At 46.7% G+C, this 22,558-nt stretch carries 17 protein-coding genes and 1 tRNA gene; 12 read left to right on the top strand and 6 right to left on the bottom strand.

The window, feature by feature from the left end:
- Positions 1 to 226 precede the first annotated feature (226 nt).
- The gene (locus tag ASG33_RS04030; protein WP_056280626.1) at positions 227 to 3,169 is read left to right on the top strand and encodes a DEAD/DEAH box helicase; all 2,943 of its coding nucleotides are present in this window, start codon (positions 227 to 229) and stop codon (positions 3,167 to 3,169) included.
- Positions 3,170 to 3,317: 148 nt separating this feature from the next.
- On the opposite strand, the gene ASG33_RS04025 is transcribed toward ASG33_RS04030, so the two are convergent.
- The 3 genes from ASG33_RS04025 to ASG33_RS04015 form a co-directional block, all read right to left on the bottom strand.
- Positions 3,318 to 4,613 (bottom strand): adenylosuccinate synthase, encoded by a 1,296-nt coding sequence (locus ASG33_RS04025; protein ID WP_056280623.1) that lies wholly within the window; start codon positions 4,611 to 4,613, stop codon positions 3,318 to 3,320.
- Between the two features lie 79 nt (positions 4,614 to 4,692).
- Positions 4,693 to 5,196 carry a Fur family transcriptional regulator gene (locus ASG33_RS04020; protein WP_031526345.1) on the bottom strand — a complete coding sequence of 168 codons (504 nt, stop codon included), beginning with the start codon at positions 5,194 to 5,196 and terminating at the stop codon, positions 4,693 to 4,695.
- 123 nt (positions 5,197 to 5,319) lie between these two features.
- The gene (locus ASG33_RS04015; protein ID WP_056280620.1) at positions 5,320 to 7,611 is read right to left on the bottom strand and encodes a bifunctional (p)ppGpp synthetase/guanosine-3',5'-bis(diphosphate) 3'-pyrophosphohydrolase; all 2,292 of its coding nucleotides are present in this window, start codon (positions 7,609 to 7,611) and stop codon (positions 5,320 to 5,322) included.
- Positions 7,612 to 7,795: 184 nt separating this feature from the next.
- Between ASG33_RS04015 and ASG33_RS04010 the strand changes: the two genes are divergently transcribed.
- Positions 7,796 to 7,877: transfer RNA gene (locus ASG33_RS04010), tRNA-Leu, on the top strand.
- Between the two features lie 162 nt (positions 7,878 to 8,039).
- The gene (tig, locus tag ASG33_RS04005; RefSeq protein WP_056280616.1) at positions 8,040 to 9,389 is read left to right on the top strand and encodes a trigger factor; all 1,350 of its coding nucleotides are present in this window, start codon (positions 8,040 to 8,042) and stop codon (positions 9,387 to 9,389) included.
- A 63-nt stretch (positions 9,390 to 9,452) separates the two neighbouring features.
- On the opposite strand, the gene ASG33_RS04000 is transcribed toward tig, so the two are convergent.
- Entirely contained in the window at positions 9,453 to 9,830 is a 378-nt protein-coding gene (locus ASG33_RS04000; RefSeq protein ID WP_056280613.1) for a helix-turn-helix domain-containing protein, read from the bottom strand.
- 243 nt (positions 9,831 to 10,073) lie between these two features.
- Between ASG33_RS04000 and ASG33_RS03995 the strand changes: the two genes are divergently transcribed.
- From ASG33_RS03995 to ASG33_RS03965, 7 genes are all read left to right on the top strand, one after another.
- The gene (locus ASG33_RS03995; RefSeq protein ID WP_031526349.1) at positions 10,074 to 10,748 is read left to right on the top strand and encodes a ClpP family protease; all 675 of its coding nucleotides are present in this window, start codon (positions 10,074 to 10,076) and stop codon (positions 10,746 to 10,748) included.
- Between the two features lie 248 nt (positions 10,749 to 10,996).
- On the top strand, positions 10,997 to 12,241 hold the full coding sequence (clpX, locus tag ASG33_RS03990; protein ID WP_056280609.1) for an ATP-dependent Clp protease ATP-binding subunit ClpX: 1,245 nt from the start codon (positions 10,997 to 10,999) through the stop codon (positions 12,239 to 12,241).
- A 102-nt stretch (positions 12,242 to 12,343) separates the two neighbouring features.
- Complete coding sequence (locus ASG33_RS03985) at positions 12,344 to 13,111, top strand: SDR family NAD(P)-dependent oxidoreductase (protein WP_056280606.1); 768 nt, start codon at positions 12,344 to 12,346, stop codon at positions 13,109 to 13,111.
- 128 nt (positions 13,112 to 13,239) lie between these two features.
- Complete coding sequence (locus tag ASG33_RS03980; RefSeq protein ID WP_056280602.1) at positions 13,240 to 14,199, top strand: 1-phosphofructokinase family hexose kinase; 960 nt, start codon at positions 13,240 to 13,242, stop codon at positions 14,197 to 14,199.
- A gap of 66 nt (positions 14,200 to 14,265) precedes the next feature.
- Entirely contained in the window at positions 14,266 to 15,327 is a 1,062-nt protein-coding gene (locus ASG33_RS03975; RefSeq protein ID WP_056280599.1) for a 6-bladed beta-propeller, read from the top strand.
- 149 nt (positions 15,328 to 15,476) lie between these two features.
- Complete coding sequence (locus ASG33_RS03970) at positions 15,477 to 17,807, top strand: TonB-dependent receptor (protein WP_056280596.1); 2,331 nt, start codon at positions 15,477 to 15,479, stop codon at positions 17,805 to 17,807.
- A gap of 28 nt (positions 17,808 to 17,835) precedes the next feature.
- Positions 17,836 to 18,390 (top strand): hypothetical protein, encoded by a 555-nt coding sequence (locus tag ASG33_RS03965; protein WP_056280593.1) that lies wholly within the window; start codon positions 17,836 to 17,838, stop codon positions 18,388 to 18,390.
- A 64-nt stretch (positions 18,391 to 18,454) separates the two neighbouring features.
- Here ASG33_RS03965 and ASG33_RS03960 read toward each other — a convergent pair whose 3' ends face one another.
- Positions 18,455 to 18,865 carry a Fur family transcriptional regulator gene (locus tag ASG33_RS03960; protein ID WP_056280590.1) on the bottom strand — a complete coding sequence of 137 codons (411 nt, stop codon included), beginning with the start codon at positions 18,863 to 18,865 and terminating at the stop codon, positions 18,455 to 18,457.
- Positions 18,866 to 19,053: 188 nt separating this feature from the next.
- Between ASG33_RS03960 and ASG33_RS03955 the strand changes: the two genes are divergently transcribed.
- Positions 19,054 to 19,449, top strand: a complete 396-nt coding sequence (locus ASG33_RS03955) for a MerC domain-containing protein (RefSeq protein WP_056280587.1) — start codon at positions 19,054 to 19,056, stop codon at positions 19,447 to 19,449.
- 1 nt (position 19,450) lies between these two features.
- On the opposite strand, the gene ASG33_RS03950 is transcribed toward ASG33_RS03955, so the two are convergent.
- Positions 19,451 to 20,665, bottom strand: a complete 1,215-nt coding sequence (locus ASG33_RS03950; RefSeq protein ID WP_229238551.1) for a serine hydrolase — start codon at positions 20,663 to 20,665, stop codon at positions 19,451 to 19,453.
- A 150-nt stretch (positions 20,666 to 20,815) separates the two neighbouring features.
- Between ASG33_RS03950 and ASG33_RS03945 the strand changes: the two genes are divergently transcribed.
- Positions 20,816 to 22,534 carry an IlvD/Edd family dehydratase gene (locus tag ASG33_RS03945; protein ID WP_056280581.1) on the top strand — a complete coding sequence of 573 codons (1,719 nt, stop codon included), beginning with the start codon at positions 20,816 to 20,818 and terminating at the stop codon, positions 22,532 to 22,534.
- Positions 22,535 to 22,558: the final 24 nt, after the last annotated feature.

The following is a 22,558-nucleotide window of genomic DNA, read 5'->3' as shown; positions in this document are numbered from 1 at the left end:
CCAGGCAATGCTCACCATTGCGCGCATTCCGATAGCAGCAACCCCTATCGAATTGTTTGGAAACCTGTCTCAATTTTTTCTACAAATATTGCTTACTGCTGCGTGTGCGGACTTTCATTTAGGTATGATTTAACCTATATTTGAAGTTTCCCAATTCTTAAAAGAGGTCGTCTCCTACTCTTTGGGAAGCATTTCGTCAACACTTATTACTTGTAGAAACCGGATAATGAAAGTATCTCCGTCCGAGCCATTTAAGATTGTTTATTCAATTTTGAACCATGAATATTTGGGGTATATTTTTGAAGCTTTCGCCGTACAGCTGAATGCACAAGGCGATTTTACGTTTCAGATCCAGAATATATCTTCCAAAAACGTCAAGGAGTTCAGAAGCGGGCTTGACGCCGGGGATTTTGAGCTGGTAAAACTGATCGACGATATTCAGCAAGATCTGGTAGTCCGGAAGTTTAACACCAAAAAGCTCAATGCGGTCGACTTCTTCCTTAAAGTTTACGACGCACAAAAAGGCGATAAGGCAATTCAGGAAGCCATCGCAAGCTACCTCGAAAATAGCAAAGCCCGGATCTTGGAAAAGCTGAATGGAAAGGACATTTTCATCATGGGAAGCGACGGTAACCCGCTCTGGAAACCTGTCGTCACCGAGCCTGAAAAAGCGACGATACGCTTTCATTTTGTAAGGAATGAAGATAACACACATTACTTCCCAACGATCCGCCACAAATACCAAAAGCTTGATTTTCAATATAAAAATGCATTTCTGATCTGCGAAGATCCTGCCTGGCTCATTGTCGACGGACATCTTTACAGCTTCGAAGGAAATGTGGACGGGAAGAAGATCAAGCCATTTCTGAACAAAAAATTCATTGCCATTCCGGGTCAGGTGGAGGAGCAGTATTACGGGCGCTTTGTTGCTCCGCTTATTGCTTCTTACGATGTGGCGGCCAAAGGATTTGAGATCAGGAATGTCTCGTCGCAGCCAAAAACGGTGCTGACCATCTCCGAATTTACAACAGCGCCTAAAAAGACGCCGGTGCTTTTCCAGGATTCAGAAGATGTGGAGGTGATCGAAGAGGAAGATAGCGACGTCACTTTTGATCTTTCGTTCCAATATGCAGGTTTTTCCTTTCATTACGACAGCTTCGCGCATCCGTCGAGTGTACACATGGAGAAGAAAGGGAATGATTACTTTTTCAACAAGGTAAGGCGTGATATCGATGGGGAAAGCAAGAATGTGCGACTTTTGAAGGAATGGGGGCTGAATATGCGCAATGGAAAGCTGCAAATGCCAAAGTCACAAGCTTTTGGCTGGTTGCAAGGCAATGCGATAACGTTATCTGAAAATGGCATCAGCGTAAGGCAGAATACCAGCGACAGCAAACGTTATTTCCTGGGGTACTCTTCCCTGGACATCTCGGTTCAGGAAGGCCGTGACTGGTTCGATATCAATGCAAAAGTGAAGTTTGGAGAGTTTGAGATCCCGTTTATACAGCTGAGAAGCTACATTCTGAACCGTAAGAAAGAATTTTTACTACCAAATGGAGAAACCGCAGTGATCCCCGAATGGTGGTTTACCAAATACTCTGAATTCTTTTCGTTCACCGAGCACGCCGAAGACGACGATCAGCTCCGGCTCCGGATGCACCATTTGGCATTGGTACAGGAACTGCAGGAGGAAAACCTCGCCACAACCGTAATCAGCAGAAAGCTCGAAAACCTTCGGAATTTCCAGCAAATTGAGCCTGTCGATCCTCCTGTGAATTTCAAAGGCACTTTACGGCCTTACCAAAAAACAGGTTACGACTGGCTTCAATTTCTCAAACAATACCGGCTTGGAGGTTGCCTGGCCGATGATATGGGTTTAGGGAAAACGGTCCAGACACTGGCATTGCTGCAATCCGAGAAGGAGAATGGCGCATCTAATCCTTCCATGCTGATCATGCCTACTTCACTGCTGTACAACTGGCAACTGGAAGCGAAGAAATTTACACCCGACCTGAAAGTTCTCCTTTATACCGGCACTAACCGGGAAAAGGATACAGCGCAATTTGATCAGTACGACCTGATTTTAACCTCATACGGGATTGTGAGGCTGGATATTGATATTATCGAAGCTTACCGGTTCAATTACATTATTCTTGATGAGTCGCAGGCCATTAAAAACCCGACTTCCATTATCACGAAGGCTGTACGAAAGCTTAATTCTTCCCACCGGCTCGTGTTGACGGGTACGCCGATTGAAAATAACACACTTGATCTGTGGTCACAAATGACCTTTGTAAACCCGGGTTTGCTGGGTAGTCAGTCATTTTTCAGGGACGAATTTCAGATTCCGATTGAGAAGAAAGGTGATGAAGATAAATCGAAGCGACTTTATAACCTGATCAAACCGTTCATTTTACGAAGGCTGAAATCGCAGGTAGCGACTGATCTTCCTGAAAAAGTCGAGAGTATCCAGTACTGTGATATGGTGGAAGAGCAGGAAAAAGCTTACGAGGAAGCAAAAGCCTACTATCGGAATCTGATTCTTCAAAGCATTGATAAAGAAGGCATTTCCAAGTCGCAGCTGGTTGTATTGCAGGGCCTTACAAAGCTCCGGCAACTCGCAAACCACCCGTTGATGGTTGATCCGAGATATAGTCACGGTTCGGGCAAATTCGAGGATGTGCTGCACAAGATGCAGACGGTTATGACTGAGGATCACAAAATCCTGGTTTTCAGCCAGTACATCAAACACCTTGACCTTTTCAGGCATTATCTCGACGAACGGAATATCAGATACGCGTATCTCGACGGCTCAACAAAGGACCGGCAGGAGCAGGTGGAAACGTTTCAGGAGCAAGCGGGTATCAAGATATTTCTGATCTCGCTAAAAGCAGGCGGCCTCGGGCTTAACCTCACCGCCGCCGACTACGTTTTCATTCTAGATCCCTGGTGGAACCCGGCCATTGAAGCACAGGCAGTAGACCGCGCACACCGCATTGGCCAGCACAGAACCGTTTTTACTTATAAGTTTATAACTAAAAACTCGGTAGAGGAGAAGATTCTTGCATTGCAGAAATCAAAGAAACAGCTCGCTGACGACCTGATTTCAAACGAAGAAGGTTTTATAAAATCGCTCAGCCGGGAAGATGTGTTGAATTTGCTGGCATAGCCGCTGGTACCTAAGGCACTTACTTTATCACTTGTACCCTATAATTTTGTCACCCTGAGCGGACCGGGCCGCCGGGCGGTCGAAGGGGCATAGTGCCCGCCCTTCGACTCCGCTCAGGGTGACAAGGTAAACAACTCCTTCTTCTTACCTAAACCGACAATGCAGACGCTTCGCGGCTGATCAATGCCTCACGGTCAGGACCGGTGGAAATGAATGTAATTGGCAACTTCAATTCCTCTTCCAGGAATTTTACATAAGCTACCAGCTCTTCCGGAATGGCATCAAAATCGTGGATACCGTCGAGGGAAGTTTGCCAGCCTTTGAATTCTTTATAGACCGGCTCAACAGACTCATCACATAGATCGTAAGGAAGCTGTTCTGTCAGCGTTCCGTCTGCAAGCTTATAGTTTGTACAAACCTTGATTGAATCAAAAACGGTAAGTACATCTACCTTCATCATAATCAGCTGGGTAACTCCATTGATCATGATCGCGTACTTCAATGCAGGCAGATCGAGCCAGCCGCACCGGCGAGGGCGACCCGTGGTAGCACCAAATTCACGGCCTTCCTGACGCATTTTCTCACCGGTTTCTTCCAGTAGCTCAGTTGGAAATGGACCGCTGCCTACGCGCGTGCAGTACGCTTTGAAAATTCCGAAAACCTCTCCTACCTGCTTTGGTGCAATACCAAGACCGGTACAGGCACCGGCAGCCATGGTAGTTGAGCTGGTTACAAACGGGTATGAACCAAAGTCAATGTCCAGCAAAGATCCCTGCGCTCCTTCTGCCAGAACCGTTTTGTTGTTGGCCAATGCATCGTTAACAACATACTCGCTGTTAACCAATGTGAACTGCTTCATGAATTCCACCGCAGCGAAGAAGTTTTCCTCAGCTTTTGGTAAAGCTTCTGCGTAATCATATTGATAGAAATCAAGGATCACCTTGTGGGCATCAACCAGTTTCTTGTATTTCTGTGCAAAATTCGGGGATAGCACATCTCCTACGCGCAATCCGAGCCTTGCAGTTTTATCCTGGTAAGCGGGGCCAATTCCTCTCAGTGTAGAACCGATTTTGGAATCGCCCTTCGAACGCTCGTAAGCTGCATCGAGCAATGAATGTGTAGGAACGATAATAGACGCTTTCTTGGAAACAACAAGGTTGCTCACAAGGTCAAGGTTGTATTTGCCGAGATTTTCAATCTCTCTTCTGAAAACGATCGGGTCTAGAACCACGCCGTTTCCTATAATATTCTGGATATCACTGCGGAAGATACCGGAAGGAATTTGGTGCAAAACGTGTTTGATACCATCAAATTCAAGCGTGTGCCCCGCATTCGGGCCACCCTGAAAACGGGCTACAACCTGGTAACGCGGCGCCAAAACGTCCACGATTTTACCTTTTCCCTCGTCTCCCCATTGGAGCCCAAGTAGTACGTCAACTTTCATTCAATTTTTGATTACTGAAACTATATGTGTAAGAATAAGATAGGCAGGAGCAAGCCCCTGCCTTAAAGGATATCAGATACTATCTGTCTTCGTATGCAGCCGAAGTTTCCCTCGGTACGTCGTTGCGGTTCTGGCAATTTTCCTTGGTACAGTTACCGTAGAAGATAAGTGAATGGTGCATCACGCTGAAATTCAGCATTTCGCCTACCATATTCTGTATAGACTGGATCCTTGGATCGCAGAACTCCATTACTTTATGGCAATCCGTGCAGATCAGGTGATCGTGTTGTTTGTTACCGTAAGACTTTTCAAATTGCGCCAGGTTTTTCCCAAACTGGTGTTTGGTCACAAGGTCACAATCTACCAAAACATCCAGCGTGTTGTAAACGGTTGCGCGGCTAACCCGGTACCGTTTGTTTTTCATGCTGATGTAAAGCTCATCTACGTCAAAATGATCTTCCCTGGTGTAGATCTCTTCCAATATCGCAAAGCGTTCAGGCGTTTTGCGAAGTCCTTTATTTTCCAGGTAAGCCGTCAGGATTTTCTTGGCGGCTTCGAAATTTGGTTTGCTGGCTTGTGGCATATCTCTGACTATTCTTGCGCGAAAATACGCTTTTTTATACTAAATCACAGTCAATCTGGTAATTTAACAATACCAGGGTCGACACAATTTAATAACACTGCCTGACGATAATCGTTCACCCAATCAGGTGTGGCTCAGGTTCGTGTCAAAGCGCTGTACGTTGTAAACTCCCTCTACCTGTTCCAGCTTATTAATCAGGATATCCAAATGCCGCGTATCCTGTACATAGAGCTTGATATCCCCATTAAACACGCCGTCTTTGGTATCAATTGTCAGTCCGCGCATGTTGATATGCAGCTCATTTGAAATGATACGCGTCACGTCATTCACCAGTCCCACGCGGTCTGTTCCAGACAAATAGAGCCCTGCGAGGAAGGCTTCATCCTTGTTAGATTCCCATTTGGCCTTGATAATACGGTTACCATGTTTGGACATCAGTTCGGCCGCATTCGGACAGGTAGTCCGGTGTATTTTAATGCCTTCGTTAATCGTAACAAAACCAAAAACGTCGTCGCCAGCAATCGGATTGCAGCAGGCGGCAAGCTTGTAATCGATTTTGTCCATATCGTCGCCGATCAACAGTGTATCACTGTCTGCCCGGTCGCCGTGGATTTGTTTTAAAAACTTGGTAAGTGTCTTACCATCGCTGCCAACCGGCCCGGGAACCGCATTTGCTGCATGGGCGGAATCGGCTTTCCGCTCTTTTATTTCTTTATCCTTCTTGAACCTTTTCAGCTCATCAAGCTGAATATATCCCTTTCCTATTCGGTAGAAAAAGTCGGGCGCTGTTTTACATTCGAAAAATGCCCTCAGTTGGTTGACAACCTCGGCAGTAAGTTCAATACCAAGTGTTTTAAGTTTTTTCTCAACCATCTGCCGGCCGTCAGTTTCGTACCGGCGATTATCTTCTTTCAGAAAATCCTTGATCCTGGCCCGGGCTTTCGAGGTAACTACGATCCGCAGCCAGTCTTCATTGGGTTTCTGCTTATTGGAAGTTATGATTTCGATCTGATCCCCATTGTTGAGCACGTAGCTGATCGGAACCAGGATACCCCCTACTTTGGCAGCCATACAATGCGCGCCCACTTCGGAGTGGATATCAAATGCGAAATCCAGCGCTGTTGCGCCGCTTTGCAATACCTTCAATTCACCTTTTGGTGTAAATACAAAAACCTCTTCGTTGAACAGGTTACTTCTGAATTCATCAAGAAACTCGATCGCGGCAGTTTTATCCCCAAAGCCATTTTCAAGCGTTTCGCGGACCTGCGTAATCCATTGCTCGATATTACCGCGGACTTTGGTATCGTTGCCTTTGTACTTCCAGTGCGCTGCGTAGCCTTTTTCTGCGATTTCATCCATTCGCGTCGTGCGTATCTGGACTTCTACCCACTGTCCGCTCTTGCTCATTACTGTTGAGTGCAGCGACTGGTACCCATTTGCACGCGGTGTGCTCAAAAAGTCTTTTAGCCGATCCGGGTTAGGCTTATAATGATCAGTAACAATGGAGTACGCCTGCCAGCAGATCGCTTTTTCACGATCATTTTCAGCCGAAGATTCCAGTACAATGCGAATTGCAAAAAGGTCATATATCTCCTCAAAAGGCTTGTTCTGCTTCCGCATTTTATTCCAGATCGAATAGATCGATTTGGGTCTGCCTTTGAGGATAAAATTCAATCCCGCCGATTCGAGATCTTGTGCAATCGGTTCCATGAACTTGGCGATAAACCGGTCACGGATCCCTTTCGTCTCTCTCAGTTTCCTGGCAATGGCGCGGTATTCCTGAGGTTCGGTATATTTCAGGTAAAGCTCTTCCAGTTCGGATTTAATGCTATAGAGTCCGAGCCGGTGCGCCAGCGGCGCGTAGATAAAAATAGTCTCGGAAGCGATTTTAAGCTGTTTATCACGCGGCATACTGTCAAGTGTGCGCATATTGTGCAGCCTGTCGGCGAGCTTCACGAGGATCACACGCACATCGTCGGACAACGTGAGCAGCATTTTGCGAAAATTCTCAGCCTGCTGTGAAGAACCATATTCGAAGCGCCCGGATATTTTGGTAAGCCCGTCGATGATCTTGGCAACTTTTTTTCCAAAAAGTCTTTCAATATCCTCGATCCGCATATCGGTATCTTCCACCACATCATGCAGCAAAGCAGCAACAATGCCCGTGGTACCGAGCCCGATCTCTTCCACCACGATCTGGGCTACTGCGAGCGGGTGGTAAATATAAGGTTCTCCCGACCGGCGCCGCATATCTTTATGGGCGTCGACGGAAGTATAAAAAGCCTTTTTGATTAATTTGGCATCATTATCCTTCAAAAATGGCTTGGCTGTACGTAATAGTCTCCTGTACTTTTTGAGGATATCCTTCCGCTCCTGCTCCAGGTCAATATTGAGGGCCTCGACGAGTTGCTCCACTGATGTTTTCTAATTGGTATGCTTCACCAAAATAACAAATTCCGGCGACATTTTTCAATAAAGGATTACCAAAAGATAAAATTTTGAAAAAAGCTTGCATCTATCTAAAAAATAGAAATACCTTTGCACTCCCAATTCGAGAACAGGCGACGATAGTAACTGCGATTGAAGACGGAAAAAGTGAGCGGGCGTGGCGGAACTGGTAGACGTGCTAGACTTAGGATCTAGTGCCGCAAGGCGTGGGGGTTCGATTCCCTCCGCCCGTACAAATTACAAGGGAATGACGGGGCATCAGATTCCTATCCCATATAGAAAAATGTGCTGCTCCGTAGTAAGACCCGTCAAATGCCCTCAGGACTTCGTTTTGAGGGCATTTTTATTTTTCTTTTCTGTTTTACCCAAGGTATTACCATTAGCATAAGCGAAACATGGAAGTTCTGTTAGAAAAAAGCTCGCCTACAATGGCTTCACTTAAAGTGACGCTGACCAAAGAAGATTACCAGCCGAAAATTGATAAAACCATAAAGGATTATTCAAAACGTGTAAACCTGAAAGGTTTTCGCCCTGGAAAAGTGCCTTCGCATGTAATTCAGAGAATGTATGGAAAAAGCATTCTGGTTGACGAGGTGAACAACCTGCTGAGCAATGCAGTGAGTAACTACATCCGGGAAAACAAATTACAGGTAGTGGGTGACCCGATCCCTGATCGTGACAAAGCTGCCGAAGTGAACTGGGATAATCCAAGCCAATTTGAGTTCAGCTACGACCTGGGAATGGCGAGCGACTTTGAAGTGAATTTTTCAGAACTGCCTGCAGTAAAACGTTACACTATCAATGTAGACGATGCGGAGCTTGGTAAGACAAATGACAGCCTGCGCGAGCGTTTTGCAGACAGCATTCACCCTGAAGTAAGTGAGGCTGGCGATATGATCTTCGGAGAGCTTAAACAAGAGTCAACCGAATTCACAACACGCACTGCAATCCCTACCAAGCAGCTTAAAGAAGAAGCACTTGCAAAGTTCATTGGTGTCAAAAAAGATGATGTTATCACATTTGATATCCAGGATACATTCACCGACGAGTCGGCGATCGCTCATGTGACCGGCAAGAAAAAAGAAGATATCGGTTCACTTTCAGGCGATTTCGTTTTGACCGTAGAAGATATCACCCGCTCAGCACCTGCGGAATTGAACCAGGAGTTTTTTGATAAGGTACTGGGAGCCGGACAGGTTGAAAGCGAAGAGCAGTACAACGAGAAAGTTCTTGAAATCATCAAAGGAAACTATGAGCGCGAAACCGAAGCGTTGCTTCGTCGCGATATCGAAAATGCATTGCTGGAAAACATTTCCATCGATCTTCCCGAAGAGTTCCTGAAAGAATGGCTGGAACGTACCAACGAAGGTAAATTTACCCGCGAGCAGATCGAAGAGCAGTTTGAAGATTTCAAAAAATCGTTGAAACTGAGCCTGATCAAAAACAAGATCGCTGACCGCGAAAACGTGAAAGTAGAATATCCCGAGATCCTTGAATTTACCCGTAACATGGTAAAAGGTCAGTTCGGTATCTACGGCGATGACGATAATATGAAGGAAACAATCGACCGCGTTGCACAGGGTTACCTTGCTGACAAAGAGCGTGACAACTACACGAGCATTTTCAATCAGGTTTTCGACAACAAAGTAATGGATATCATTCGCGGACAAGTTTCTACCGACGAACAAACCATTGAAGTAAGCGAATTCGAGAAAATGGCGAAAGGCGAAGAAGTAGCAGCTTAATCAGCTAACTAGCTTTATACATCAGACACCGCTCCGGTTACCGGGGCGGTGTTTTTTGTTTTACTAAAAACCAATACGCTCACGCTGCTGCCCCAGCTCGCGCACGATCCCTTCACCAAACCACTGCCTGAATTTCAACTTCCATTGGTCCAGCTCATTCTGCAATCTCCGGTTTTCTGCCAGCAGCCGGGTATTCTCCTGCCTGAGCCAATCCGTTTCCGACATCGAAACCGAATCAAACCCCAGCAGGTCGGGGAGTTTTACGTCAAGCAGTTTGGCAATGTTTTCCAGGCGCGAAACTGACAGTTCCGTCCTGCCTCTTTCGAGATCACCGTAAGCAGTAGTGGATAACCCAAGCATATCTGCCATATTTTCCTGGGAGAGACCTTTCTGTAACCTGATCAACCGGATTTTCTCTGATAAGTTAGCTGCTGCGCTCATGGTCGCCGTGTTTATCTTTTTCAAACTTTTCAAATGCAATGTACTTAACTGCCCCGCTCCTGCTCCTCGCAAATTCCGAGAATTTATCGCAGGAATTGACAAGGTTTTCCCGATGAATTAGTCAATTTTGTGCAAGCCGATTATTCAGCAGGCAGGTTTTTAATCAGAAACTAACATATATTGCTTTTTGTTCTGATAGTCGTTGCCCTTTAAATATAAACTCAATTAAAATTAAGTTTACCGATGAATTACGGAAATGAATTTAGAAAATATGCTGTCCACCACCTTGGCGTGAATGGCCTTTCAGTGGACGGTTATATGAACCACACCGTTGAAAATATGACCCGCTCGGTGATCGAGGAACGTCCGATGAACTTCCGTGAAGTTGACGTTTTCTCTCGTTTGATGGCCGACCGCATCATTTTCATGGGAACTGGTGTGGACGATAATATTGCGAATATCATTGTCGCACAGTTGCTCTTCCTCGAATCAGCCGATCCTAAGAAAGATATCCTGATGTACATCAACAGCCCGGGCGGTTCTGTGTATGCAGGTTTGGGAATCTATGACACCATGCAATATGTACGTCCAGACGTAGCAACTGTTTGTACCAGCCTCGCTGCCTCCATGGGCGCGGTATTGCTGGCGGGCGGCGCTGCCGGAAAACGTTCGGCGCTTCCTCATGCACGTGTGATGATCCACCAGCCTTCGGGAGGTGCGCAGGGAACTTCGGTTGATATCGAAATTACAACCCGCGAGATTGTTAAGCTGCGTCACGAATTGTACGAAATCCTTGCCAACCATACCGGCCAGACACCGGAGCAAATCGCATTGGATTCTGACCGTGACAAGTGGCTGAAAGCGACAGAAGCGAAGGAATACGGTTTGATCGACGAGGTTTTGACAAGAGACAAATAAGCCATTTTTGATTTGCTGAAAGCACCCTGACAACCAGCTTGTCAGGGTGCTTTTTTATGCATTAGCCTCATTTTCTTTTGGTAACCCGGTCAAAAAACCGGAAATTTGTAATATCCTTTCGATTGGCTGCAAAATGTGCGGCGTTTGGAAACAATAATGTAAACCTTCTTGTTAACACGGTCTTGGCTGTTGCTAATAATAAATAAACTCAGCGAACCGGGTAATTCACCACTGTATAAACAAATTCAATGGCACAAGTAAGCTGTTCGTTCTGCGGACGTAAGAAAAACGAAGTCGATTTATTACTTTCCGGAATAGATGCACATATATGTAATCACTGCATTGCCCAGGGGCATCAGGTGATCACGGAAGAATTAGGGGCAAAAGAAGATAAGAAGGAAAAAAAGGGCAAGCTACCTAAGCTGAAACCCATTCCCCCGTCCGAAATCAAGCACTTTCTCGAACAATACGTAATAGGTCAGGATGAAGCGAAACGCTCGCTGGCCGTTGCTGTATATAATCATTACAAAAGGCTCAACCAGGCAACTACCGAAGATGATGTTGTGATTGAAAAATCGAATATCATTATGGTGGGCGAAACGGGTACCGGCAAAACTTATCTTGCCAAATCCATTGCCCGGATACTACAAGTGCCTTTTTGCGTGGCTGATGCAACTGTTGTTACGGAAGCAGGTTATGTTGGGGAAGATGTTGAAACGATTTTAACACGCTTGCTGCAAGCTGCCGATTACAATGTAGAAGCTGCTGAACGCGGTATCGTTTACATTGATGAGATCGACAAAATTGCACGTAAGTCAGATAACCCTTCCATTACACGCGATGTAAGCGGCGAAGGTGTACAGCAGGCGCTTTTGAAATTGCTGGAGGGCTCTATCGTGAATGTACCCCCGCAAGGCGGCCGCAAGCACCCCGACCAGAAAATGATTACCCTTAATACCGAAAACATTCTTTTCATCTGCGGAGGCGCATTTGACGGCATTGAAAGACATATTGGAAAACGCATTAATACCCGTCCGATCGGTTTTTCAGGTGATAACAGGATCATCGAGATTTTCGACAAAGGAAATTTGATGCGCTATGTAACGGCAATGGACCTTAAATCTTTCGGTTTGATCCCAGAGCTGATCGGTCGCTTGCCTGTGCTCACGCATTTAAACCCGCTTGATCGCGAAACACTGCGCCGCATTCTGACAGAACCGAAAAATGCATTGGTGAAGCAGTACAGTAAACTTTTCGCAATGGAGGGCATCAATTTGCATTTTGAAGACGCAGTGCTGGATTACATTGTTGATCAGGCAATGACTTACAAACTGGGTGCCCGCGGACTTCGCTCGATTTGCGAATCAATTATGACCGACGCGATGTTTGACCTGCCTTCGCAAACGGATGTGAAAGATTTCACTCTTTCCTTGGACTATGCAAAAGATAAGTTTGAGAAATCAGCAATGTCGGTGCTACGCTCTGTGGCCTAGACAATTGACTTCATAGTAAGTGGCGCCTGGTATCTTCAAGATGCCAGGCGTTTTATTTTTTACCCCAATAATCCTATTTTGCAATAAAAATGAATAGTGAAAATGGAAAATTGGCTGGGTAATAAATCGATTGTGGTCATAGGAGGAACAACCGGTCTGGGGTTTTCTGCGGCCAGGGCATTTGTAAGAAGCGGAGCAAACGTGGTTGTGGTCGGGCGAAACCCTGAAAACTGCCTTGTTGCTGAGTTGCAGCTCGGAAGCACCGCTCGCGCCAAGCAGGCCGATGCTACTCACCCGCAAACCGCAATGGAAGCGATACAACTCTGTATCCGCGAATTCGGTAGTTTCGACGGCCTATACCATGTTGCAGGCGGTGGCGGAGAGAAATTTGGTGACGGACCTTTGCACGAGCTTTCGCTTGAAGGCTGGCACAAAACACTTGACTGGAACCTGACTTCGCTGATGCTGTCAAACCAGGCAGCAATCCGGACATTTATGGGAATGAACAAAGGTGGCAGCATACTGAACATGAGCTCGGTACTGGGCTTTTATCCTTCTTCCCAGTTCTCAAACCATGCTTATGCTACCGCAAAGTCGGCGGTACTTGGCTTCTCTAAATCCATCGCTTCTTCTTACGCATCTAAAAATATCAGGGTGAATGTGCTCTCGCCAGGTATCATTGAGGGAGTTGAAGGCAAGGAATCTGAACAGTTTGTCACCAGCAAACAGTCACTCGACGGAGGTCGCTATGGTGTACCGGGCGATCTGGATGGGGCTGCTGTCTATTTCATGTCTGATTATTCAAAATTCACTACCGGACAGAACTTATCTGTCGATGGCGGCTGGGAAGTGAGCGACGGGCAATACTGAATAAAATGCCGGGGTTATGTGAACATATCAAGAAGGCTGCATCGGCAATCACTTTTTTTCTTTTATTCGCGTAAATTAAGTGATAAGTTGTTCCGCCTTCGAGGTTTAAACTAACATACAGCATTTTTATGGCTACCGGACCAATTGTGACCCTGACAATCAATCCTGCGCTCGACAAAAGTTCGGAGGTTTCCCGAATTGTACCGGACAATAAGCTCCGTTGCGGAACGCCCACATTCGAGGCCGGAGGTGGGGGGATTAATGTGGCGAAGGCCATTCACAGGTTAGGCGGAAATCCGATCGCCATTTTCACAATCGGCGGTCCTACTGGTCAGAGGTTGCACAAGCTTGTTAAAAATGAAGGCGTGGAAACCATGGTTATTGAAACCAAGCAATGGACCCGCGAAAACTTCCACGTGCTTGAAACCAGCACGGGCTTTCAGTACCGGTTCGGAATGCCCGGCAGCGAAATGATGCCGACCGAAGTAAGATCAATTTTAGAAATGATGGAAGAGTTTGACCCAAAACCTTCCTATATCATTGCCAGCGGCAGTTTGCCTCCGGGTGTTCCCGAGGACTTTTACGGCCAGATATCCAGGATCGCCAACAAGCAAGGTGCCAAGTTCATTGCCGATACTTCCGGAGATGCATTGCGTTATGCTGCTGAGTCAGGTGTGTACCTTCTTAAACCCAATATCACGGAGCTAAGTGAGCTCGTGGGTGTGGATAAGCTTGAAATGGACGAGGTGGACGATGCTGCCCGCGCGCTGATCATCCGCGGACAATGCGAGGTGGTCGTTGTATCAATGGGTGCAATGGGCGCAATGCTGGTGACCGAAGATCAGGTTGAACACATTCCGGCACCGCCAGTGCAGCCCAAAAGCACAGTAGGCGCAGGAGATAGTATGCTGGCGGGCATCGTTTGGACACTCTCGCAGGGTAAATCTTTCCGGGAAGCTGTTAGAATGGGCGTAGCCTGTGGCACTGCTGCAACTATGAATGCCGGAAGCGAGCTTTTCAAGATGCAGGATGTGAACCACCTGATGGACTGGCTGAACCGCTACGGAAAACGCTACTCTGCAAGCTAGCCCGAATCAGAACTTTGTGATAGTAAGAATGTGAATGGGCTGTCTTTTTTGATAAAAGTCCAGATCATGTCCTATACCCCATCCCGTCGTCAATTTGCCAAAGTCACAGCTGCTACGGCAGCCGCAATTGCATTCAAGCCATTTTACATTCTTAATGCCAAACCGAAAGCTGATGGAGAGACCATCGGGCACGGAAACTTCCGGTACAAGGTAAATCAGAGTTGGGGCAATCTCGACGCATCTAAATTTCCTGTCAATAACTGCCACGAAATGGTCCAGGATAGCAAAGGCAGGCTGATTATGGTCACTGATGAGATTAAGAACAATATTCTTATCTACGACCGGTCGGGTAAGTTGCTGGAAAGCTGGGGGCACGAATATCCCGGCGGGCACGGACTTACGCTCTGGAATGCAAACGGCGAGGAATTCCTGTTTATCACAGATCCGAATACAGGTAAGGTCATCAAAACTGACCTGAAAGGCAAGGTTCTACTTACGATTGAGCATCCGTCGAAGGTAGGTGCATACAAAGAGACAGACCCATTCAAACCAACAGAAACGGCAATTGGACCTGACGGGACACTATATATTGCCGACGGTTATGGCTCCAATTACATTTTACGCTACAATCAAAAAGGCGAATTCATTGACAAATTTGGAGGCAGCGGCGACGGAGATGCCCAGTTTTCGACAGCCCACGGAATCGCTGTTGATTACAGGGATAAGGCCAACCCTACCCTGCTGGTAACTTCAAGGGCGCACAATGCATTCAAGCGTTTTTCGCTCGACGGTAAATACCTGAGCACGATATTCCTTCCGGGCGCATTTGTCTGCCGCCCGGTATTTCATGGTGAAAACCTGTTCGCAGGTGTTTGCTGGTCGAGACTGAGATACCTCAACCAAACGCCCAATTCAGGTTTTGTAACAATCCTTGACAAATCAAATAAGGTGATATCAAATCCGGGAGGTACCAAACCCGAGTATAAAAGTGGCGAGCTACAATTGATGGTTCAGGAGAAACCTATTTTCATGCATTGCCACGATGTTTGCGTGGATGGCGATCAAAATATCTACGTGTGTCAGTGGAATGCGAAGAAGACCTATCCAGTCAAGCTGGAAAGAGTTTAAAAGCTTAGTCGGGCTGGTTCTCTCAGAATCAGCCTTTTTTTATACTAAAACCAACCTGAATCCACAAATAGCCGCAAATTTCATTTGCAACAAAGTTGCATTAGCGTTACTTTTGCAACAATGTAACAGAAAGCTCCTGCTTTTAACAAATGCGCAACAAGTTCCTCTTGATTATTCTGGCAGTCCTACTATCTCTGCCAATTATCGTTTTTGGCCAAAATCCGGGCTGTGCCTGCTTTGTAAAGGGAGTTGTGAAGGACAAGCACACAAACCAGCCTGTGATTGGTGCGACGGTGTTGCTAGTGGGACAAAATACAGGTGTGTTCACCGACGAGAATGGCCGGTACGAACTTAGAAACCTCTGCCCCGGCTCCTACACGCTTGAATGTCGCATTGTGGGCTATAATCCGTTTCGGCAAAAGCTCGACCTGACTGCTGGCCACGAAGAGAATTTCGACCTGGAAGAGCAAGAGGTGCATTTGCAGGACGTGGAAATTACCGCGCACCGTACTGAGTCGCCTTCTTCGCAGCCGCTGACCACTTTGTCCGGCATTGATCTTGAAAAAACGAGGGGACAGAACCTCGGCGAGAGCCTGAAAGGTGTCGCTGGCGTAACTACCCTGCAAACAGGTTCTTCCATTGCCAAACCAGTTATCCACGGCTTGCATAGTAACCGCATTCTGATCATGAACAATGGTGTGCGGCAGGAAGGGCAGCAATGGGGCTCTGAACACGCGCCGGAAATCGACCCGTTTATCGCGACGCGGCTTTCTGTTGTAAAAGGGGCGGCAGGGGTTCGCTATGGTTCGGATGCAATCGGCGGCGTGATCCTCGTGGAGCCGGAAGAGCTTCCATTTGACAAAATGTTAAGTGGGGAACTGAATGCGGTCGGTTTTTCAAATGGCCGGCAAGGTGTGGTATCCGGCACTTTGCAGGGTGGAATTAAAAATTTTAAAGGATTTGCGTGGCGCGCGCAAGGCACTTTCAAGCGGGGTGGCAACATCCGTACTCCCAATTATTTCCTCGACAATACGGGAATCAGTGAAAAGAACTTCTCGCTTTCTGCGGGGTATCGTCACAAAGGGTTCGGTATCGACGTGTTCTACAGCAGGTTTGCTACCCAAATCGGTATTTTCTCAGGTTCTCACATTGGAAGTGTTACCGACTTGTTGAATGTGATTCAAAAAGGCGAACCTTTGGTAAAATCCGGATTCAGCTATGCAATTAACCGGCCCAATCAAAACGTTGCTCACGAGCTGATCAAAGCTGAAACGCATTATCATTTCCAGAATGGTAACCGGCTGCAATGGACATTTGCCCGGCAGCTGAACGATAGAAATGAATACGATTTACACCGGCCAAGAAACGATTCGATAGCTGCGCTCAATCATCCTGAGCTTACATTCAAACTCTCCACATTAACCAACGATCTGGTTTGGGACCACAAGCCGATTGCCGGAAAACTGGCTGGCCAGGTAGGGATAAGTACGTTGTATCAGTACAATCTGATGGACGGAAGACCTTTGATCCCGAATTTCAATCAATTTAATGTGGGTCTGTTCTGGATGGAGAGGTATGTCACAAAACGGTGGGAGTTTGAAGCCGGGATACGTTATGATTACCGGACTTTAAAAACCTATCGCATTGTCAACAGGCAAAAAGTCGCCGATGATTTCCAGTTTGCCAATTTTTCCGGTACCGTAGGTGCTACCCGCAGTTTTTCGGAAAAGTTTTCCGTGCGGCTAAATGCGGGCTCCGCCTGGCGGGCACCCAATGTAAGCGAGCTGTTCAGCGACGGTGTGCATCACGGTGCGGCCGCATTTGAAAGGGGCGACGCTGCTTTGCAGGCCGAAAAAGCCTTCAACACAATCGCGAGTCTTAAATATGTAGACACAAAGTGGTCGGCAGAAATAGGTGGCTATTTTAATTACATTGCTGATTTCATCTACTTGAAACCACAAGCAGAACCTATTCTGACAGTTCGTGGCGCATTTCCTTATTTTAAATACACGCAAACAGACGCTACTTTCAAGGGAATCGACGTGTCGGCTAGCTGGGAGTTTTTAAGAAATACAACCATAGCCAGCAAGCTTAGCTACCTGCGCGTTTACGATCAGCGAAATGACAGCTACCTGGTAATGATCCCGCCTAACCGCGTTGACAATCAGCTAAAATATGAGCTGCCAGACAAAGGTAATCTGCATGGAACATTCCTGTCACTCGGCAACCTGCTTGTAGCCAGACAAAAGCGGGTACCGGCAAACAGCGATTTTTTACCCCCTCCAAAAGCTTACAGCCTCTGGAACTTACAGGCGGGCACCTCCGTGCACTTCGCAGAAAAGCAGGAGATCGAAATCGGAATTAACATTCAAAACCTCTTTAATACGGCATACCGTGATTACCTGAACAGGTTCCGCTACTATGCAGACGAAATGGGCCGCAATGCTTCACTGCGGCTCAAATGGAAATTTGGAGCTTAAATCTGTTTTATCAATAAATTCATTACCTATGAAAATGTACCGAAAGCTTTCTTCCCTGCTGTTTCTGGGATTGGCTATGTCCTTCACACAATGCAAAGATTCAGGCGAAGACCTCCAACCCGACGATGAAAATGAGCTGATTACTTCTGTGACATTGAATTTCAAGGAGGATGCAACGGGAACCGTTACTTCATTCAGCTATAAGGATGCAGACGGAGATGGTGGAAATGCGCCTACCAAGTTTGATACGGTCGCATTAAAGGCCAATACCAAGTACACGATGACGATCGAATTCCTGGATGAAAGTAAAACGCCTGCTGATAATATTACAGAAGAGATCAGGGAAGAATCGGATGAGCATTTGCTTGTTTACACACCTGCTCCGGCGAGTTTGCTGACTTATACTTATGGAGATAAGGACGAGAACAATTTCAATGTCGGTTTGACGGGAACAGTACAAACCGGGCCTGCGGGTACGGGTAACTTAAAAGTGCAGCTGCGTCACCAGCCAGAAGGAAAAAACGGCTCGCCAACTATCGGTAGCGACGACGCGAACCTGGACTTTGTGCTGAAAGTGCAATAGATCCGGATAGAAGACTTTTATTTTTTGAGGTTTTCAATGCATGATCTATAATGCACTGAAAACCTCAATTGCATTTCGGGCAGGTTCCCTGGATCAGGAGATTGAAGTTCTCGGAATGGTAACCCGCAGGCAGCTGTACTGCCGGAATATGAAGGTTTTCAAGACAGTTTGTCTCGCCGCATTCAACGCATTTGAAATGGATATGATCGTGGTGGTGCTGTTCTTCGGAGCAGCTGTGCGAGCATAATGCATATCTCAGCCCCTCATCGTCGAGCACTTTATGGATAATTCCTTTTTCAAGAAAAGTTTTTAAAGTCCTGTAAATAGTAACGCGGTCGTAATTTTCTCCCAGCGCACCTTCCAAATCACCGTGAGAAAGCGCATTCTTTTTATTTATAAATGTCGATAGCACATCTTCCCGGCATGTAGTTGTACGCAGGTGATGTACTTTCAGGGTTTCTCTCAACTGGTCCATTCTTTCCACAGTTATTCTTATAAAATCTTGGTACTTATAAAACCTTTCACTTCAAAGTTAAGTTCTATCACTTACAATTTCCACAAACAACGCGGTGGAACAGAATTTTATGACAGGCAAAATATTCTGCAACTCTGTTGCAAGTTGATTTTAATGGTCGTATTTTTGCAACATCATTGTATTTAGAAATGAAGTCAGTACACTCACATAACAAAGCCGATTACATAGGAATTCTGGGTTCTGCGCTTTGCATTGTCCATTGTTTACTGGTACCTGCATTGGCGTTCGGCTCAACGATGGCCACGCACCACGAGCATCATGCAGGCTTGCGTTCGCTTGACTTCCTGTTCATTCTTATCAATGGCGTCGCTGTTTATTACGCTACGCGAAATCACAAATCGCTTCCTCTGAAAATCTTCCTTTGGGGTGCTTTAATGCTTTTTTCCTTCTCGTTGTTGTTTGAAGGAAAGCACATTATTTTCTCGTGGCTGGGCTACGCGGGTTCTGCACTTCTGATTATCGGCCACCTGATCAACCTTTACATCTGCCAGATCGCGCCGAGGTTTAAGGTCCGCATTTCCTGATCTACTTATCGTATTGCACTTCAAACCGGTCCAGTTCCGGTCTTACTGCACGTTTTCTCCCGAGTTCATATTCGAAAATCGTTTTCCCGAGATTAGCCATAAACGGTAAGCCGACCGTTTCATATTCGTATTCGTTGTCATTGAAAATCTGATCTTCATTGCAATAGATCACGGCAGTCAGCATAAATTCAATTCCTTTCTCAAAATCGGCGATGTAGGCATTATCCAGCAAGAAACCGTATGCATCCCCGCTTTTATTAAATAACCTAATATGCCGCGGCAGCCGCGTTTTAGTCGCTCCGAACATCAAGAATTTCACATAACCATCATAATAATCGTCGGTATAGCTTGCCGGAAAATCAGTTTCCACCGGGAACTGGGACATATACTGGTAGATAAACCTGTAATCGTCTTCCGTCAGATTGAAACGCTGATTAACGGGTGTCTGGGCCGGGAAGAAAAGTGCTTTCAGCATCTTATGCTGTTCTTCCAGCGGAAAAGCATTTTTATACGTAAAATCAAAAGGCTCGTTGATCAGCTCGCCATTTTTTAGATAACCTTTTCCTTTTAAAATCTGAGAAGGCGCTTTCAGCTCTTTACCTGCGTATTTACCGGGTTGTTGGTAAATGATTTTTCCGTCCTTTTCAAAGCGTACAGGATTGGTATACCTGTTTTCTTCCGCATTCATAGGCGATTCAAGCCGATGTACAATGCGTGTGTCAGAATAACCTTTCTTATGCAGGCTGTCATTCAATTCTTCCTGCCCTATGAATTCATACAATCGGTTGAATGCGTCGTTATCACTAGCAAGCAGGATCTTCTTTGCATAATGCGCGACGGATGGAAGCCCGTTTTCGGCAGTGGTATCTGTTGATACCGGGGTCTGCCCTGCCCGGTCGACGCCGGTGAGCATGGGCGTATATTTATCAATGCCAAGCTTGTTCAGCTTTTCAAAAGCCAATGCAACGGCAGGGAGCTTAACGGTACTGGCAGGATAGAAATATGCATTGCGATTGACCCGATAACCGTGCGTTGTGAAATGCGGCTCGTTTTTCTTGTTCCTGTCAATGCGGGTATACAGGATCTGTACCTGGTACTTATCGGGATTTTTAAGGATTTCAGAGAATCGCTCTGGGTGCTTTTTCAGAAGTTTTTCAATGAAACTATCTGCCTGAAATTGGGCGAATGAAGGAGAAGCAAACAGCGTTAAGAGCAAGAAAAGCAACAATTTATAACTCTTTCCGAAAATCATTGGCAAGCCTGGAACACGTATAAAACGAAGATACACTTTTTATTTAAAAGGGTCAGTAGAATTATATTTTACTGAAAACGGGCTTTACCTGTTATCTGTAAACTATGGCGATCAATGGAAGAAAATAAGCTACGCAGCCGCGGCTGGTTCGGAAAATCCGGGAAAGATGGATTTATATACCGCGCCTGGATGAAAAACCAGGGATACCCGGCCGATGAATTTGAGGGAAGACCTGTAATCGGCATTTGCAATACCTTTTCGGAGCTTACACCCTGCAATGGACACTTTCGCGAGCTGGCCGAATCGGTAAAAAGGGGCGTTTGGGAAGCAGGCGGTTTCCCGCTCGAATTCCCTGTAATGTCTCTTGGTGAAACATTGATGAAGCCTACCGCCATGCTTTACCGCAACCTGGCCAGTATGGACGTAGAAGAATCGATCCGTGCCAATCCGATTGATGGTGTGGTATTGCTCTGCGGCTGTGACAAAACCACGCCCTCGCTTGTCATGGGTGCAGCGAGTGTGGATATTCCGACGATCGTTGTTTCGGGCGGGCCCATGCTCACCGGCCGGTACCGAGGAAAGACAGTAGGTACCAGCGATGTTTGGCGGTTCAGCGAACTTTACCGGAAAGGTGAAATGTCGCAGGAGGAATTCACGACCTCCGAAGCCTGTATGTGCCGCAGCGCGGGGCATTGCGCCGTAATGGGAACAGCTTCCACAATGGCGTGCATGGTGGAGTCACTGGGGTTAACCCTGCCTGAAAACGCGGCTATTCCGGCTGCTGATTCGCGTCGCAAAGTATTGGCGCACTTATCGGGAAGAAGGATCGTGCAGATGGTCCATGAGGATTTAAGGCTGTCACAAATATTGACCAAAGAAGCATTTGAGAATGCGATCATGATCAATGCGGCTATTGGCGGCTCTACCAACTTCGTGATTCACCTCCTCGCTATCGCCGGCCGGATCGGTGTGGATCTTACGCTCGACGATTTTAACGATATCTGCGCACGTGTTCCGCTTTTGCTCAACCTGCAACCTTCCGGTGGTTATTTCATGGAGGATTTCTATTATGCAGGCGGCTTGCCGGTGGTGATCAAAGAGCTGATCGGCAGGTTGCATGACGGGGTAATTACAGCCAATGGAAAAACAATGGGCGAAAACTGTGCAGATGCAGAGTGCTTTGACCCCGAAGTAATCGGCACGCTGGCCGAGCCTATCAAAGACCTGACCGGACTGGCTGTTTTGCGGGGTAACCTTTGCGAAAACGGCGCGGTGATCAAACCTTCTGCATCCCTCAACCCTGACTTGATGCAGCACCGGGGAAAAGCGGTCGTTTTTGAAGATATAGATGATTACAAACACCGGCTCGACGATCCAGAGCTGGATGTGAATGAAAATAGCATTCTGGTACTTAAAAATGTAGGCCCGAAAGGTTACCCCGGTATGCCGGAAGTAGGTAATATGTCGCTGCCGAAGAAGCTGCTGGCGAAAGGCGTGATTGATATGGTCCGCATTTCTGATGGACGAATGAGCGGTACCGGTTTTGGAACGGTTGTTTTGCACATTTCTCCCGAAGCCGCGGTGTGCGGTACGCTTGCATTGGTTCGTGACGGGGATTTTATCGAACTCGATGTTGCTAACAGACGGTTGAATCTGGAAGTGTCGCCGGAAGAGCTTGAAATCAGACGGCGCGACTGGCAGCCGCTCGATCTGGGTTATAAACGCGGCTATGTAAATCTGCATATTAACCACGTTTTACAAGCGCACGAAGGCGCGGACCTGGACTTCCTGAAAGGTGGTTCAGGAGATAAGGTGACCAGAGATTCTCATTAAGCAGAATGGTTTTTGATTTGGGTA

Origin of the sequence: Dyadobacter sp. Leaf189, from assembly GCF_001424405.1 — a bacterium.
Taxonomy (GTDB): domain Bacteria; phylum Bacteroidota; class Bacteroidia; order Cytophagales; family Spirosomataceae; genus Dyadobacter.
The sequence above is the reverse complement of the archived record's forward strand: the minus strand, read 5'-3'. Positions and strand labels throughout refer to the sequence as shown.